This window comes from Klebsiella michiganensis (assembly GCF_002925905.1).
Taxonomy (GTDB): Bacteria; Pseudomonadota; Gammaproteobacteria; order Enterobacterales; family Enterobacteriaceae; genus Klebsiella; species Klebsiella michiganensis.
Map to the genome: position 1 here is coordinate 143,173 of NZ_PRDB01000008.1, position 16,051 is coordinate 159,223.

13 protein-coding genes are annotated in these 16,051 nt (G+C 61.3%); 9 read left to right on the forward strand and 4 right to left on the reverse strand.

Going from position 1 to position 16,051, the window contains the following annotated elements:
- Positions 1-35: 35 nt before the first annotated feature.
- From CDA56_RS17775 to CDA56_RS17785, 3 genes are read right to left on the reverse strand one after another with little or no spacing between them, the layout of a single operon-like run.
- A complete protein-coding gene (locus CDA56_RS17775) occupies positions 36-1,064 on the reverse strand; it encodes a 2-hydroxyacid dehydrogenase (RefSeq protein WP_025106415.1) in 1,029 nt (342 codons plus the stop codon).
- Positions 1,061-2,557, reverse strand: a complete 1,497-nt coding sequence (locus tag CDA56_RS17780; protein WP_032748674.1) for an FGGY-family carbohydrate kinase — start codon at positions 2,555-2,557, stop codon at positions 1,061-1,063. Before CDA56_RS17780 ends, CDA56_RS17775 begins: the two co-directional genes overlap by 4 nt.
- Before the next feature lie 24 nt (positions 2,558-2,581).
- Positions 2,582-3,193: a methylthioribulose 1-phosphate dehydratase gene (locus CDA56_RS17785; RefSeq protein WP_014837792.1), complete on the reverse strand. Its 612-nt coding sequence runs from the start codon at positions 3,191-3,193 to the stop codon at positions 2,582-2,584.
- Positions 3,194-3,711: 518 nt separating this feature from the next.
- Here CDA56_RS17785 and codB point away from each other — a divergent pair.
- The 7 genes from codB to CDA56_RS17820 all read left to right on the forward strand — a co-directional run bounded on the left by codB (position 3,712) and on the right by CDA56_RS17820 (position 12,277).
- On the forward strand, positions 3,712-4,974 hold the full coding sequence (gene codB, locus CDA56_RS17790) for a cytosine permease (protein ID WP_057173675.1): 1,263 nt from the start codon (positions 3,712-3,714) through the stop codon (positions 4,972-4,974).
- A gap of 2 nt (positions 4,975-4,976) precedes the next feature.
- Positions 4,977-6,212 (forward strand): PucR family transcriptional regulator, encoded by a 1,236-nt coding sequence (locus tag CDA56_RS17795; RefSeq protein WP_009653171.1) that lies wholly within the window; start codon positions 4,977-4,979, stop codon positions 6,210-6,212.
- Positions 6,209-7,447, forward strand: a complete 1,239-nt coding sequence (gene codA, locus CDA56_RS17800) for a cytosine deaminase (protein ID WP_103814110.1) — start codon at positions 6,209-6,211, stop codon at positions 7,445-7,447. Before CDA56_RS17795 ends, codA begins: the two co-directional genes overlap by 4 nt.
- Before the next feature lie 145 nt (positions 7,448-7,592).
- A complete protein-coding gene (locus tag CDA56_RS17805) occupies positions 7,593-8,582 on the forward strand; it encodes a LacI family DNA-binding transcriptional regulator (protein ID WP_014228374.1) in 990 nt (329 codons plus the stop codon).
- Positions 8,583-8,703: 121 nt separating this feature from the next.
- Positions 8,704-9,513, forward strand: coding sequence for an inositol monophosphatase family protein (locus CDA56_RS17810; protein ID WP_025106421.1), 810 nt, complete (start codon positions 8,704-8,706; stop codon positions 9,511-9,513).
- A 108-nt stretch (positions 9,514-9,621) separates the two neighbouring features.
- Entirely contained in the window at positions 9,622-10,983 is a 1,362-nt protein-coding gene (locus CDA56_RS17815; RefSeq protein ID WP_103814108.1) for an MFS transporter, read from the forward strand.
- A gap of 25 nt (positions 10,984-11,008) precedes the next feature.
- Complete coding sequence (locus tag CDA56_RS17820) at positions 11,009-12,277, forward strand: histidine-type phosphatase (RefSeq protein ID WP_103814107.1); 1,269 nt, start codon at positions 11,009-11,011, stop codon at positions 12,275-12,277.
- Positions 12,278-12,323: 46 nt separating this feature from the next.
- Here the strand turns inward: CDA56_RS17820 and mtnA are convergent, their stop codons facing one another.
- Positions 12,324-13,352: an S-methyl-5-thioribose-1-phosphate isomerase gene (gene mtnA / locus CDA56_RS17825; protein ID WP_104011383.1), complete on the reverse strand. Its 1,029-nt coding sequence runs from the start codon at positions 13,350-13,352 to the stop codon at positions 12,324-12,326.
- Between the two features lie 102 nt (positions 13,353-13,454).
- Between mtnA and mtnK the strand changes: the two genes are divergently transcribed.
- On the forward strand, positions 13,455-14,654 hold the full coding sequence (gene mtnK, locus CDA56_RS17830) for an S-methyl-5-thioribose kinase (protein ID WP_103814103.1): 1,200 nt from the start codon (positions 13,455-13,457) through the stop codon (positions 14,652-14,654).
- A gap of 348 nt (positions 14,655-15,002) precedes the next feature.
- Positions 15,003-15,983, forward strand: a complete 981-nt coding sequence (locus tag CDA56_RS17840; RefSeq protein ID WP_032747738.1) for an IS110 family RNA-guided transposase — start codon at positions 15,003-15,005, stop codon at positions 15,981-15,983.
- The last annotated feature ends 68 nt before the right edge of the window (positions 15,984-16,051 follow it).

The following is a 16,051-nucleotide window of genomic DNA, read 5'->3' on the forward strand; positions in this document are numbered from 1 at the left end:
GCTTCGCCGCCGCATTGCGCGGCGGCAAGCGCGGCTTAACGCCACTGGTAGAGCAGCGGCTCTCCGGCGACATAGCGCTGGAGGTCGGCGGCAATCATCGCCGTATGTTTAGCAATGCTCTCCCGCGTCGCCCCGGCGATATGCGGCGTAATAATCACGTTATCAAACTCGGTGACAAACGGATGGTCGCGCCACAGCGGCTCGCTATGGTAGACATCCAGCGCCGCGCCGCCCAGCGGGCCGTGGCGCAGCGCGTGAATCAGCGCGTCTTCGTCCACGACCGCCGCGCGCGAGGTATTGATCAGCAGCGCGCCCGGCTTCATGCTGTTCAACAATGGCGCGTTCACCAGCCCATCGCTGTGCGGGCCGCTGCTCAGATGCAGGCTCACGATATCCGCCTCGCGGAACAGCCCCTCAAGGGTCGTCTTTTGCAGCCCCGGTTCGTTGATATCCTCGGCGGCGACAAACGGGTCCACCACCAGTACCGCCATGCCAAAGGCGCGGGCGATACGCGCCACCCGGCGGCCAATATTACCGTAGCCAATCAGCCCCAGGGTTTTGTTGCGCAGCTCGCTGCCTTTAAAGACTTCATAAGGGCTTTGCGGACTAACGTCCCACACCACATCGCGGCGCAGTCCGCTCTGGGTGGCCTGCGCGGCGTTTTCGGCGTGGGTGAATTCGCCGCGCTTCAGCGCCGCGTGGGATTGCGGAATATGCCGCGCCAGGCTCAGCATCAGCCCCAGCGTCAGCTCGGCGGCGGCGTCCGCGTTGCGCCCCGGCGTATAGAGCACGCGGATACCGCGCGCCTGGGCGGCTTTGGTATCAATATTCACCGGATTGGCGCGGGTGCAGGCGATCACCTGTAAACGCGGGCAGGCGGCGATCACCGCTTCCGTCACCTCATCGTAGCTGGTCACCAGCACCTCGGCGTCGTGGGCCAGTTCGATCAGCTGGCCTGCGCTCAGCTTCGGCTTGCCCAGCGCCCAGCCTTCTACCCGCAGTTCGCCCAGTTGCTGAAAAGCGCTGAGGTCGCCGGCGTGTTCGGCGGTAAAAACAATTTTCATATGCGTTGTTCCTGAGAAATACGTTGAAGCGCCTCGCGGCGGGCCTGCCACACCGGGAGCATCTGCTCGCGCAGCAGGCGATACACCGGATAGAGCGCGGCGTAGCGGCTGTGCGCCTGCGGATGGGGTCGATAGCGGGTCTGCTCCAGCGCCGGATAGCGGCTCAGGGCATCGACGCTGCGCGCCGCCAGAATCGCCGCGCCGCGCGCGCTAAGCTCGTTGAAAGGACTGGAAACCACCGTTCTGCCGGTGCAGTCGGCAATGATTTGCAGCCAGGTTGCCGAAGCCGCGCCGCCGCCGGTCAGGTACAGTTCGCCGCCCTGCGGGTAGCCCTGAAGCGAGTCGACGATAGCGTAAGCCAGCCCTTCAAACACCGCCCGCAGCAGCTCCGCACGGGTGGTGTGCTGGCTAATGCCGAAATAACCGGCCCGCGCCTCGGGGCTAAAGAACGGGGCGCGTTCGCCGTTGAGGTAGGGCTGCCAGAAGACGCCGCCGCTGCCGGGCTCAACGCTGGCGATATGCTGTTCCAGCTGCTGTAAATCCGGCTCCAGCGCAATCTGCTGCTGGAGCCAGTCGATGTTCGGCGTCCCGGCCTGCATCGGAAAAAGGTTAATAAAGCTGCCCGCTTCGGTATGGGTGACGTAGCGCGTCCCCTCGTTGACCGTCTGGCGACCGTGGCAGACGATACCGGTGCAGCAGGTGGTGCCAAGAATGGTATAAATATCGCCATCGTTGACCGCGCCGCAGCCCAGCGCCGCGCTGCACACATCCAGCGCCCCCGCCGCGACCGGCGTGGCGGCGGGAAGCCCGGTCAGCGCCGCGACCTCTTCACGTAGCGCGCCCGCCTGCACGTCCGGCGCCAGCAGCGGTGGGAACAGAGATTGTAAATCTGCCAGGCCCATCTCATTGAGCACCACCGTGGATAGCTTTCCGCTCTGCTGATTCAGCAAAGAGGTGCTGGCATCGGTAAGATCCAGCGCCGCGACGCCGGTGAGGCGAAAGCGGATCCAGTCCTTGGCGAAAAACAGATAGCGGGCCGCCGCCAGCCGCTCCGGCTGGTGATGCTTGAGCCAGTACAGCTGCATGCTGGTGTTGCAGGGCTGCAGATGGGTACCGGTATCGTCAAAGAAGCGACGGTCAAAACCGGGGCGACTGAGCAGTTCGCTCATCAGGTCGCGGCTGCGGGTGTCGCTCCACAGGATACCCGGCCCGACCGGTTCGCCTTCGGCGTCGCTGAGCCAGACCCCTTCGCCCTGCCCGGCAAGGCCGATGGCGCGTAAACGCCCGCTTTGCAGCGCCGGATACCGGGCAATATCGCGTAAAATCGCCACCACCGACTGCCACAGCTGGGCCATATCCTGCTCGGCGTGGCCGTTGGCCGACAGCCGCGGGCCGGTGTTCTGCGCCGCGCTGGCGCACGCCTGAAAGCGTTCATCAAACAGCACCGCTTTCACGCGCGAGGTGCCGATATCGATTCCGAGATAAAAATCCATGCCTGACCCGTTGGTGAAGAGAAATTAGTCGCGCTCGTAGCGGCGGCGCATCAGTTCACATTCGAACAAAAATTCCAGTCCTTCGAGCTGGCGACGGGCTTCGTGAATGTCTTTGCCCCAGCAGGTCAGGCCGTGGCCGCGCAGCAGGAAGCCGTAGCGCAGCGGGTGGGTCTGCGCATAATCTTCAATGCGCGCCGCCAGGGCATCGATATTCTGGTCGTTATCAAAAATGGCGACCGGCACGGTATCAAGATGGCTGTGCTGGCCGGTCAGGGTTTTCTGCATCTCATAGCCCTGCAGCGCCAGGGTGGCGCTTTTTTCAATCCGCGACAGCACGGTCGCGTTGACGGTATGCACGTGCAGCACGACATTCGCTTCCGGGAACAGGCGATACACCAGGGTATGCAGGCCGGTTTCAGCAGAGGGTTTACGTCCGGAAGGCGCTTTATTGCTGGCGATCTCCACCTGCAGGAAATCCTCCGTCGTCAGGCTGCCTTTATCGCGCCCCGACTCGCTCAGCCAGCACCAGGTCTCATCCTGACGCACCGACATATTGCCGCCGGTGGCCGGTGCCCAGCCTTTCGCGCCGATCCAATGACAGGTGGTGACCAGTTGCGCGAGTCTTTCTTGCCACATAGCAGTTCCTTAGTTTAGCGATGTTGTATTTAGCCGTCTAAATGGCTATTTACCCGATACTAACACCGCCAGCGTAAGCGAACAATATTTCAGGAAAGACTTACATTGATAATGGTTATATCAGAAAAGCATATGAAATTACTCTTTTTAACAACAATACAACTGAGCATTTTCATGACGCCAAAATTACCGCCTGCGGGCGGTTAAAAAGATGGGGGATCGTGCCGCCGGGAAACGGCGTAAAATTGGCATCATTTGTCGATTCTGACCTGCCCCCCAGGTCGGGTAAGACGCCAGCCGTCGTCCGACAAAATGCGGGGGCAGGAGTCACATCCCACTGCCCCACGGCGGTGCAAAACATGGCACTGTGCACACATTTATGGCAAACAGCGGCCGTTTAACGTCGTTTTATGTGCATACTGCCCACCCCATTGTGTTACCCCTGCCCCGCTTTTTCTGGCACACCTCTTGCTACCCCTCTGCCATCGCTATTTGGATAGCCACTCAGAGGTTCCACCATGTCAAACAGCAATGATTTTCCGCTCGTCGAAGCGCCCGCCGCCGGGCGCAAGGGCGTTTTTTCCATCTCGATGGTTCTGTTCAGCTTTACTTTTTTCACCGGCACCATGTTCGCGGGGGGCAAGCTTGGCGTCTCTTTCTCCATCGTTAACCTGCTGTGGATTGCGGTTATCGGTAACTTTCTGCTGGCCCTGTACGCCGCCTCGCTCGGCTGGATTGCCGCGCGCAGCGGGCTAAATACCGTACTGATGGGCCGTTTTTGCTTCGGTGAAATCGGCAGCAAGCTCGCCGATTTTATTCTCGGTTTCGCCGAGCTGGGCTGGTACGCCTGGGGAACCGCGACGGTCGCCATCTCGCTGGTCAAAATCCTCGCCCTGCCTGCGGCGATGACGATTCCGCTGATGATCCTGTTCGGCATCCTGTTCTGCGTCACCGCGCTGGTGGGCTATAAGGGGCTGGATGCGCTGTCGCGCGTATCAGTACCGCTGATGTTTATTCTGCTGGTGGTGTCGATGTACCTTGCCGCCCATCACGCCGGCGGCTGGCAGGCGATGACCCAAATCGAACCGGGTGAAACCATGACCTGGTCGGCGGCCATTACCATGGTATTCGGCACCTTTGCCAGCGGCGCGACCCAGGCGACGAACTGGACGCGGCTGGCCAACTCCAGCCGCACCGCCATCGTCGCCAGCATGAGCAGCTTCCTGATCGGCAACGGGCTGATGATTATCGCCGGCGCCTGGTGCGCCATCGTTTACCAGCAGGCCGATATCGTCGAGGTGCTGATTTTGCAGGGGCTGTCGGTCGCCGCGGTGGTAATGCTGTGCCTCAACCTGCTGACGATTCAGGGGCCGACGATCTATAACGTCTCGGCCGCCGCCTGTCATCTGCTGCGCAGCGAGCGTCGCCGCACCCTGACCGTGGTCGCCGCCGGCGTCGGCATTCTGCTGGCCATTGGCGGTATGTATGAAATGCTGATCCCTTTCCTCGTGCTGCTGGGCAGCATCATCCCGCCCATCGGCGGCGTTATCCTCGCCGACTACTGGTTTTATCGCGGCGGCCGCTATCCGCTGCTGCACACCGCCCGTTTGCCGCGTTTTAACTGGCTGGGGCTGGGCGCCTACGCCGTGGGCGCGGTGGTGGCTTACCTGTCGCCGTGGATCGCCCCGCTGGTTGGCATTACCGTTTCCGCACTGGTCTATATCGCGCTGACGCGTCTGAGCAAACGTCAGCCCGCCGCTGATTCGGTCACGGAGCAGTAGCCGTGAGCCTGACGGTCAGCGAAATCCTCGCCCTGGAGGGGCTCTCCGCCATGCGCCTGCGCGCCGGTAAGCAGGGGCTGCAGCTGGCGGTTCGCTGGTACTACGTGGCGGAAAATGAAAATATCGCCGAATGGATCATGGGTGGGGAGCTGGTGTTTATCACCGGAATCAACCATCCCCGCGATGAAGAAAACCTGATCCATTTGCTGATGGAGGGCAAGCAGCGCGGGATCGCCGGCATGGTGATCCTTACCGGCGACGCGTACATTCAGGCGATCCCGCCGCGCCTGATTGCGCTGGCCGACGAGCTGGGCATTCCGCTGATCGAACAGCCCTATCTGCTGAAAATGGTGATCGTGACCGAACGCATCGGTACCGCGCTGGTGCGCAGCGAAAACGCCCTGCAATCGCAGCGCGATATTCTGCTGCAGCTGTTAACCGGCGACTATCCCGACCTGCAAATCCTGCATCAGCGGGCGCTCCACCAGCAGCTGGATTTTACCCGCCCGCTGCGGGTGGCGGCGCTGCGCCTTGAGGGGATCCCGCGCCTGTTTCGCCAGTTTCCGCCGGAGCAGGCCGAAGCCTGGCTGCAGCAGGCCCGCCGCACCGTACGCCAGCGGCTGCAGCAGCAGCTCAATCAGCAGGGTAATCCCTTTCCGCTGGTCGAGCGCAGCAATATGTTTCTCTTTCTGCTTCCGGATGAGGAAGGCGAGTTTTATCAGCAAAAAACGTGGCTCCAGGCGTGGCTGATCGCACTGGCGGAGGGCGACGACGGGCTATCGCTGCTGTGCGGCCTTTCGGCGCCGGTGCAGCAGCTGCAGGGATATCAGCGCGCGCTGTCGCAGGCGCGTCAGGCGCTGGACCTCAGCGATAACCTGCGTCCGGCCCAGCGCATCAGCGACTACCAGCAGCTGGGGTTTATCAAGCTGCTCTCCGCCGTTAGCGACCCCGCCCTGCTGAGCGACTTTATGCACGACACCCTCGGCTGTCTGATTGAGCCGGATCGCAAAAGCCCCTGGCTGCTGATGGAGACCCTGGAAACGCTGCTTCAGGAGAGCGGCAACGTGGTCAGAGCCGCCGAGCGGCTGGGCATTCACCGCAACACGTTGCATCAACGCATTCAGCGTATTGAAAAGCTGACCGGCTATCCGGTCAGCCACCCGCAGTTTCATCTCAACGCCTCGGTCGCCTTAGCGATCTGGCGTATGTCGCAAAACCATTTACGGGAACAACCATGAAAATTATCAACGCGCGCCTGCGCCATCAAGAAGCGCTCTATACCCTCGACTTACAGGACGGCGTGATTAAAAGCATCACCGCGCAGGCCGCGGCGCAGGCGGCTGACGCCGACGATATCGACGCTGAGCAAAAGCTGGTCATCCCGCCGTTCGTCGAACCGCATATCCATCTTGACGCCACCCTGACGGCGGGCGAGCCGGAGTGGAATATGAGCGGTACCCTGTTTGAGGGCATCGCCCGCTGGAGCCAGCGCAAAGCGAGCGTCACCGTCGAAGATACATGCCAGCGGGCGCTGAAAACCATCGGCATGCTGCGCGACAACGGCGTGCAGCACGTGCGCACCCACATTGATGTCACCGACCCTTCCCTGACGGCGCTTGAGGCGATGCTGAGAGTGAAAAAAGAGGCGGCCCATCTTATCGATCTGCAGATTGTCGCCTTCCCGCAGGAGGGCATTGAGTCCTTCCCCGGCGGACGCGAACTGATGACCCGCGCCATCGAAATGGGCGCCGACGTGGTGGGCGGCATTCCGCACTACGAAAACACCCGCGATAAGGGCGTCAGCTCGCTGGTTTTTCTGATGGACCTGGCCCAGCGCCACGGCCGCCTGGTGGACGTGCACTGCGATGAAACCGACGACCCGCAGTCGCGCTTTCTGGAGGTGCTGGCGGAAGAGGCCCGGGTGCGCGGCATGGGCGCGCAGGTCACCGCCAGCCATACCTGCGCCATGGGCTCCTACGACAATGCCTACTGCTCGAAGCTGTTCCGTCTGCTTAAAGCGTCTGGCATCAATTTTATCTCCTGCCCGACCGAAAGCATTCACCTGCAGGGGCGCTTCGACAGCTGGCCGAAACGCCGCGGCGTGACGCGGGTGGCAGAGCTGGACCGCGCCGGGATCAACGTCTGCTTTGCCCAGGACTCCATTCAGGATCCGTGGTACCCGCTGGGCAACGGCAACATCATGCGCATCCTCGACGCCGGGCTGCATATCTGCCATATGCTGGGATACGAAGATTTGCAGCGCTGCCTCGATCTGATTACCGATAACAGCGCCCGCACCCTGTGCCTCGGCGACAACTACGGCATTGCCGAAGGACGCCCGGCGAACCTGCTGATCCTCGATGCGGAAAACGACTACGACGCGCTGCGCCGCCAGGCCAGAGTGCTGACCTCCATTCGTCACGGCAAAGTTATTTTGCAGCGCCAGGCGGAGCAGATTCGCTATCCGGCATAAGCCTGACGTTGACGCGGCCGCGATGCCGCGTCAACCCACTGCTCGCCCGGGGATTTATGTGGTACCTTTTAACGACTTTTTCCGTGCCGGCCATGGGTTCCAGCGTCGGCGCGGGCTCACTGAGGATAACCCGTACCCTGATACTATGAGCGAAAAAAAATGGATTAAGGCAGAGGACGTTGCCCGACTCGCTGGCGTCTCCCGTTCCGCGGTTTCCCGCACCTTTACGCCCGGCGCATCGGTGGCGGAAAAAACCCGCCAGAAGGTCCTCGCCGCGGCGGAAACGCTGGGCTATCAGGTCAACATTATCGCCCGCACGATGAACACCGGCAGCAGCAATTTTATCGGCATCGTCACCGCCGGTTTTGATAATCCCTTCCGCAGCAAGCTGCTGTCGCCGCTGGTCCACCAGCTGGCGCTCAACGGTTTTATGCCGCTGCTGATGAACGCCGACGATCCGCAGCAGCTCGCCCCGTCGCTCAGGCAGCTGCTGAGCTATCACGTCGCGGGGGTCATTATCACCTCCGGGGCGCCGCCGCTGTCGCTGGCGGAGGAGTATCTGGAGCGAAAAATCCCGGTGACCCTTATCAACCGCCACGCCGAGCTGGCCGGCTGCGATCGCGTGTGCAGCGACAACGCGCAGGGCGCGAAGCTGGTGGCCGACCTGTTTGCCCAGCGCCAGTGGCGCCAGGCCGGGTTTATCGGCGAAAGCCTGGATAACTTCAGCACCCGCCAGCGCTACGAAGCGTTTGTTGCCCATACCCAGGGCATGGAGGTCGCCGCGCACTTCTGCGACAGCAGCGGCTATCAGGCGGGCTTTGCCGCAGCCAGGCAGCTGCTTGCCGCGCATCCGCAGCTGCAGGCGCTGTTCTGCGCCACCGATATGCTGGCGCTCGGCGCGCTGGACGGCCTGCGGGCGGACAACCCCGCCGCTTCGCTACCGGCGATTATCGGCTTCGATGATATTCCCCAGGCGGACTGGCAGCCCTATCAGCTGACTACCGTGCAGCAGAATACCGCCCTGCTCGCCCACCACGCGGTGGATCTGCTGGTCACGCGGATCGCCAAATTCAGCCTGCCGTCACGCCATCGCGAAGTGCCGGTGAAACTGATCGTTCGTCAAAGCGCGAAATGAAAAATTCATTTTATGCCGGAGCGATCACAGAATAATATTTTTAATCCATCCACACTCATTTTGCCCTTCGGGGCCGTTTTTTTCAGGCAATTTGCACACGTGTGCAAAATAGGGAGTTATGATGAAATCACTGGAATCAAATGAACTGCAGGCCCGCTACCGTTTAGCCTGCGAGCTGGCGAAGGCCGGCGCTGAACTGGCGTTCGAATACTATCAACAGCGCGACCGGCTGACGGTGGATCATAAAGGCGAGGATCTGCAGGACGTGGTCAGCGTCGCCGATAAGCGGGTCGAAGCGTTTGTTAAGCAGCGCATTACCGACGCCTTCCCGCAGGACGGTTTTCTCGGCGAGGAGAGCGGGACGCAGATGCCGGACGCGCGCGTGCTGTGGGTTGTCGATCCCATCGACGGCACCAGCTGTTTTCTTAACGGCCTGCACACCTGGTGCCTGTCGCTGGCCATCATTGCCGACGGCGAACCGGTTATCGGCGTGGTGTACGACCCCAACCATCGCGAGCTGTTCCACGCCCTGAAAGGCCAGGGCGCGTGGCTTAACGATGCGCCTATCGCGCCGCATCCGGCAGCGACGGTCAAAGAGGGCGTGATGGGCGTTGGCACCTCGCACCGCGTGACGCCTGCGGTTTTTCTGCCCTTCCTCGATGCGCTGCTGAGCGACGGCGGGATGTTTATCCGCAACGGCTCCGGGGCGCTGATGAGCGCCTGGGCGGCGGCGGGCAGGCTTATCGGCTACTACGAACCGCATATGAACCCCTGGGACGGGCTGCCGGGGCTGGTGCTGATGCGCGAAGCGGGCGGCCTTAGCAACGACTATCTGGCAAACGACGGGATTCGTCACGGTAATCCGCTGCTGCTGGCCAGCAAGACGCTCTATCCACAATTAAAAAACATGCTTTGTCACCCCTTACCTTAACCGCATCGGGTCAGGCTTTATCTGATTATGTACTCTACACAACGACAATCTACCCTCACGGACGAACCACACTAATCAGTCAGGCCTCCGACCTTCGGAGATACCATTATGTCTGGAAGAATTATCGCATTTTTTCGCGCTTCGCCGCCCAAAGCGGGCGGCGAGTTCGATGAGCGGCGCTTTCGCAGCATGCGCTGGCAAACCTTTATTACCATGACCCTGGCGTACGTCACGTTCTACGTTTGCCGGCTGTCGTTCACCGTCGCCAAAAGCGCGCTGGTTGAGCTCGGCATTACCCCGACGGAGCTGGGCATGATCGGCTCAACGCTGTTTTTCAGCTACGCCATCGGCAAGCTGGTCAACGGCTTTATCGCCGATCATGCCAACGTGGTGCGCTATATGAGCCTTGGGCTGCTGCTGAGCGCCGGGATGAACCTGATGATGGGGATGACCAGCAACGCCATGCTGCTGGCTATCTTCTGGGGGATTAACGGCTGGGCGCAGTCGATGGGCGTCGGCCCGTGCGTGGTATCGCTGGCGCGCTGGTACGGCTGTAAAGAACGAGGCACCTTTTACGCCATCTGGTCGACGGCGCATAACATCGGCGAAGCGATGACCTATATGGTGATCGCGGCGGTGATTGCCGGATTCGGCTGGCAGATGGGCTATCTGTCGACCGCCGCGCTCGGTGCCGCCGGGGTGGTGCTGATGCTGTTGTTTATGCGCGACTCGCCGCAAAGCTGCGGCTTCCCGTCAATCAACGTGATTCGCGACGAACCGCTGGAGGAGACGGAAGCCCGCGGCTCGGTGTTTAAAAACCAGCTGCTGGCGCTGCGCAACCCGGCCCTGTGGGCGCTGGCGCTGGCCTCGGCGTTTATGTATATCGACCGCTACGCGGTGAACTCATGGGGGATCTTCTTCCTGGAGCAGGATAAAGCCTACTCTACCCTCGAAGCGTCCGGGATTATCGGGGTCAACGCTATCGCGGGTATTGCCGGAACGATTATCGCCGGGATGCTCTCCGACCGCTTCTTCCCGCGCAACCGCAGCGTGATGGCCGGTTTTATCAGCCTGCTCAACACCGCCGGCTTCGCGCTGATGCTCTGGTCGCCGCACGGCTACTACACCGATATTCTGGCGATGATTATCTTCGGCGCCACCATCGGGGCGTTGACCTGCTTCCTTGGCGGACTGATCGCCGTCGATATTTCGTCCCGTAAAGCCGCGGGCGCCGCGCTCGGCACCATCGGTATTGCCAGCTACGCGGGGGCGGGACTCGGCGAGTTTCTGACCGGCATCATCATCGATAAAACATCGATAATCGAAAATGGCAAAACGCTGTATGACTTCAGTACGCTATCGCTGTTTTGGGTAGGCACCGGCCTGATGTCCGCGCTATTCTGTTTTACCACCGCTGCGATTGTTGCCAGGCGACACGCGATAGAGCGTCAGACCTCATTCTCGTCATAACCTTTTAACTTATAAGGAATATTTTATGATGCCTGTACGACATCAGGTTTTGCTACGCCTGCTGCTCGCCTGCGCCCTGCCGCTGCTGGCCGCGCCGGGCCACGCCGCCGCGCAGTTTACGCTGGAAAAAGTGGTTGAGCTCAGCCGCCACGGCATTCGTCCGCCGACGGAGGGCAACCGGGAGGCCATCGAAGCCGCGACCCAGCGTCCGTGGACGCAGTGGACCACCCACGACGGCGAGCTGACCGGCCACGGCTACGCCGCCGTCGTCAATAAAGGTCGCGATGAAGGCGCACGCTATCGTCAGCTCGGACTGCTGGCGGTGGGCTGTCCGGCGAGCGGAGAAATTTACGTGCGCGCCAGCCCCCTGCAGCGCACGCGGGCCACCGCCCAGGCGCTGGTGGACGGCGCCTTTCCCGGCTGCGGCGTGATGATTCATCACGTCAGCGGCGACGCCGACCCGCTGTTTCAGACCGATAAATTTGCCGCCACGCAAACCGACCCCGCCCGCCAGCTGGCGGAAGTGAAGAAGACGGCCGGCGATCTGGCGCAGCGTCGGCAGGCGCTGGCTCCGGTGATTCAGCTGCTGAAAAACGCCGTCTGCGCGCCCGATAAGCCCTGCCCGGTATTTGACCTGCCGTGGCAGGTGGAGCAGAGCAAAAGCGGCAAAACGTCGATTAGCGGGCTGAGCGTGATGGCCAATATGGTTGAGACGCTGCGTCTGGGCTGGAGCGAGAACCTGCCTCTCAGCCAGCTGGCGTGGGGCAATATTACCCGCGCCAGCCAGGTCACCGCCCTGCTGCCGCTGCTGACGGAGAACTACGATCTGAGCAACGATGTGTTTTATACCGCGCAAAAACGCGGCTCGATTCTGCTCAACGCCATGCTCGAAGGGGTAAAAGAGGGCGCCGCGCCGAACGTGCGCTGGCTGCTGCTGGTGGCGCACGATACCAATATCGCCATGGTGCGTACATTAATGGACTTTAGCTGGCAGCTGCCGGGGTACAGCCGCGGCAATATCCCGCCGGGCAGCAGCCTGGTACTGGAACGCTGGCGCGACACCCATAGCGGAAAACGCTACCTGCGCGTTTACTTCCAGGCGCAAAGTCTGGACGATTTACGCCGCCTGCAAACGCCGGATAGCCAGCATCCGCTGCTGCGCCAGGAGTGGCATCAGGCGGGCTGCCGGACCACCGCCGTCGGGACGCTGTGCCCGTACCAGGCGGCGCTGACGGCGCTTGGCCGTAATATCGACCCGCAGTCCGCTCCGGCGGTAGAGATGGTGCTGCCATAAGTTGAAGGCGAAGCGAGGGAGGTCGCTTCGCCTTTTTCGCTCAGGTTCAGGCCTTTTCTGGCGCAAACGCCCCGGCGGCGACCTGCTCCGGGGTCACCACGCCGCTGTCCAGCACCCAGCCGCTCACTAACGCCGCGGGCGTGACGTCGAACGCCGGATTGTAAACCGCAGCCTCTTTTGGCGCCCACTGCACCGCGCCAAAGCTGCCGGCGACGCCGGTGACTTCGGCAGCCGCCCGCTGCTCAATCGGGATTGCCGCGCCGTTCGGGCAATGGCGGTCCAGGGTAGTCTGCGGCGCGGCCACGTAAAAGGGAATCTGATGATACTTCGCCAGCACCGCCAGCGAATAGGAGCCGATTTTATTCGCCACGTCGCCGTTGGCGGCAATACGGTCAGCGCCCACCCAAACCGCGTCGACCTGGCCCTGCGCCATCAGGCTGGCGGCCATCGAATCGGTAATCAGCCGATACGGCACGCCCAGTTCACCCAGCTCCCAGGCGGTCAAACGTCCGCCCTGTAACAGCGGGCGCGTTTCATCCACCCAGACGTTCGCCACCTTTCCCTGCTGATGCGCCAGCGCAATCACCCCCAGCGCGGTGCCGACGCCCGCCGTCGCCAGGCCGCCGGTATTGCAGTGGGTCAACAGGCGGCTGCCCGGCGTCACCAGCGCGCTGCCCGCCTCGGCGATGCTGGCGCAAAGCTGTTTATCCTCTGCGATCAGGCGCAGCGCTTCCGCTTCCAGCGCCTGCGGAAAGCGCTCCTCCGCCAGCGCCAGCTTCATGCGATCCAGATTATTCATCAGGTTTACCGCCGTCGGACGCGCGGCGCGCAGCGTTTCCAGCGCCTCAGATAGCGCCTCGCGGGTCAGGCCGCGCTGCGCCAGCAGCGCCAGCAGCAGGCTGGCCGACAGGCCAATCAGCGGCGCGCCGCGTACCCGCAGGGCGTGAATATGGTCCACCAGCAGCGCCACGTTATCCGCCGCCAGCCAGCGTTTTTCCTGCGGTAAAGCCTGCTGGTCAAGAATAAAGAGCTGATTTTCGCTTACCCGCAGGCTGGTGGTCTGTAGTGTCTGCATTTAGTTAAATCCCTGTTGCGTTGTTGTATCACATTGTGTCAGGATGAAATCCAGAAGTATAGACGTCTGAACGGCTTAATCAGAATTTTGAGGATCGAGGCAATGTCGCAATACCATACTTTCACGGCCAGCGATGCGGTGGCTTACGCCCAACAATTTGGCGGTATCGACAATCCGTCAGAACTGGTGTCCGCGCAGGAAGTGGGCGACGGCAACCTCAACCTGGTGTTTAAAATTTTCGATATCAGGGGCGTGAGCCGGATTATCGTTAAGCAGGCGCTGCCCTACGTGCGCTGCGTGGGAGAATCCTGGCCGCTGACCCTTGACCGCGCGCGCCTTGAAGCACAAACCCTGGTGGCTCACTATCAGCACTGCCCGCAGCACACGGTACGGATTGTGCATTTCGATCCCGAGCTGGCGGTGATGGTGATGGAAGATCTCTCCGATCACCGCATCTGGCGCGGGGAGCTGATCAACAACGTTTACTACCCCCAGGCCGCCAGCCAGCTGGGGGAATACCTGGCCCAGACGCTGTTCCACACCAGCGACTTTTATCTGCCTCCTCACGAGAAAAAGGCCCAGGTGGCGCAATTTATTAATCCCGAGATGTGCGAAATCACCGAGGATCTGTTCTTTAACGACCCGTATCAGGTTCACGAGCGCAACAGCTATCCAGCCGCGCTGGAAGCCGATGTCGCCGCCCTGCGCGACGATGCCCAGCTGAAGCTGGCGGTGGCCGCGCTCAAGCATCGCTTCTTCTCCCATGCCGAAGCGCTGCTGCACGGCGATATCCACAGCGGCTCGATTTTCGTCGCCGAAGGCAGCTTTAAGGCCATCGACGCCGAGTTCGGCTTTTTCGGCCCGATTGGCTTCGATATCGGCACCGCCATCGGCAACCTGCTGCTCAACTACTGCGGTCTGCCGGGGCATCTGGGCATTCGCGATGCCGCCGCCGCTCGCGAACAGCGCCTCAGCGATATCCAGCAGTTCTGGACCACCTTTGCCGAGCGTTTTCAGGCGCTGGCGGCGGAGAGATCCCGCGACGCCGCGCTGGCCTGGCCCGGCTATGCCTCCGCGTTCCTGAAGAAAGTGTGGGCCGACGCGGTGGGCTTCTGCGGCACCGAACTGATTCGCCGCAGCGTCGGGCTGTCGCACGTGGCGGATATCGATACTATCCAGGACGACGCCATGCGCCATGAATGCCTGCGCCACGCCATCACGCTGGGTAAAGCGCTGATTGTGATTGCCGGGCGTATCGACAGCGTGGATGAGCTGATTGCGCGAATTCGCCAGTACGGTTGAATCTCCGTCCAGCCTTTCCCGGCTCGCGCTGCGCTTAGCCGGGCTACGGGCTCACCACCGTCTGCGATCCGGTAGCCCGGGTAAGGCACGTCAAGCGCCGCCTCCGGGTATTTGCCTCTTTCCCCGGAAGCGATGCTTCGCATCTGTCCGGGCTTGTATGATTACTCCGTCAGAAAGAACCGGCCAGTTCTCTCTGATGGCGGTCCGGATGCCGTGTCCGGGCTTAGGCTTTCGCGCCTGTTCCGTAGATCCTTTGCACCGGACCGCCGTTCTTTCTCATGTGATAAACCGGACAGTATCATGGACCGGCTTTCACCGGTAACCCGTATTTGCAAGGTTGGTTTCACTATGGAAAATGAACTCCACTTCATCGGTATTGATGTCGCCAAAGCTAAACTGGATGTCGATATTCTTCGCCCTGATGGCCGGCATCGTTGTAAAAAATTTGATAATACCCTCTCCGGACACGAAGCGCTGGTCCGCTGGCTTCGCGGCCATGACGTGAACCGTGCCCATGTCTGCATGGAGTCCACCAGCACCTACATGGAAGACGCGGCCGCGCATCTGAGTGATGCCGGGTATACCGTGTCCATCATCAACCCCGCCCTCAGTAAAGCTTTCGCACAGAGTGAGGGGTTGCGCAGTAAAACTGACAAAGTGGACGCCCGTATGCTGGCTCACTTCTGCCGGGAAAAACGCCCGTCAGCCTGGGAGGCCCCTCATCCGACAGAGCGGGCACTGAAAGCCCTGGTGTTAAGGCATCAGGCGCTGACAGAGATGCAGACGCAGGAGAAAAACCGGCGAGAAACCGCGCCGGAGGTTCAGCTGGCCAGCATTGATATCCTGCTGGGATGTCTGAGCGCGGAGCTGGCACGTATCGAAAAACAGATAAAAGACCTGACGGATAACGACCCGGATATGAAACGACGGCGGAAGCTGCTGAACAGTATTCCGGGCATCGGGGAGAAAACAGCGGCTGTTCTGCTGGCGTATACGGGCCTGAGGCTGAAGTTCGGTACAGCGCGGCAGTTCGCGGCGTATGCAGGACTGACGCCGGTGCAGCATGAGTCGGGCAGCAGCGTGATGCGGGCGAGCCGGATGAGCAAAGCGGGGCCGGTTCAACTGCGCAAGGCGTTATACATGCCAGCGTTATCGGCGCTGTACCATACGGCGTGGGGAAAAGCGTTCAGGAAAAGGCTGGAAGAGAGCGGAAAGCGGGCAAAAGTCATCATAGGGGCGATGATGCGAAAGCTGGCGCAGGTGGCTTATGGAGTACTGAAGTCAGGAAAGGCGTTCGATGCGTCACAGCATGAGCTGTTGATAGCGTAACAACGTTCCCTGAGAAAAAACGACAGCACCAGAGAGTGCTGTCGTTGGTGTGCCTGTCATCCGGGAGC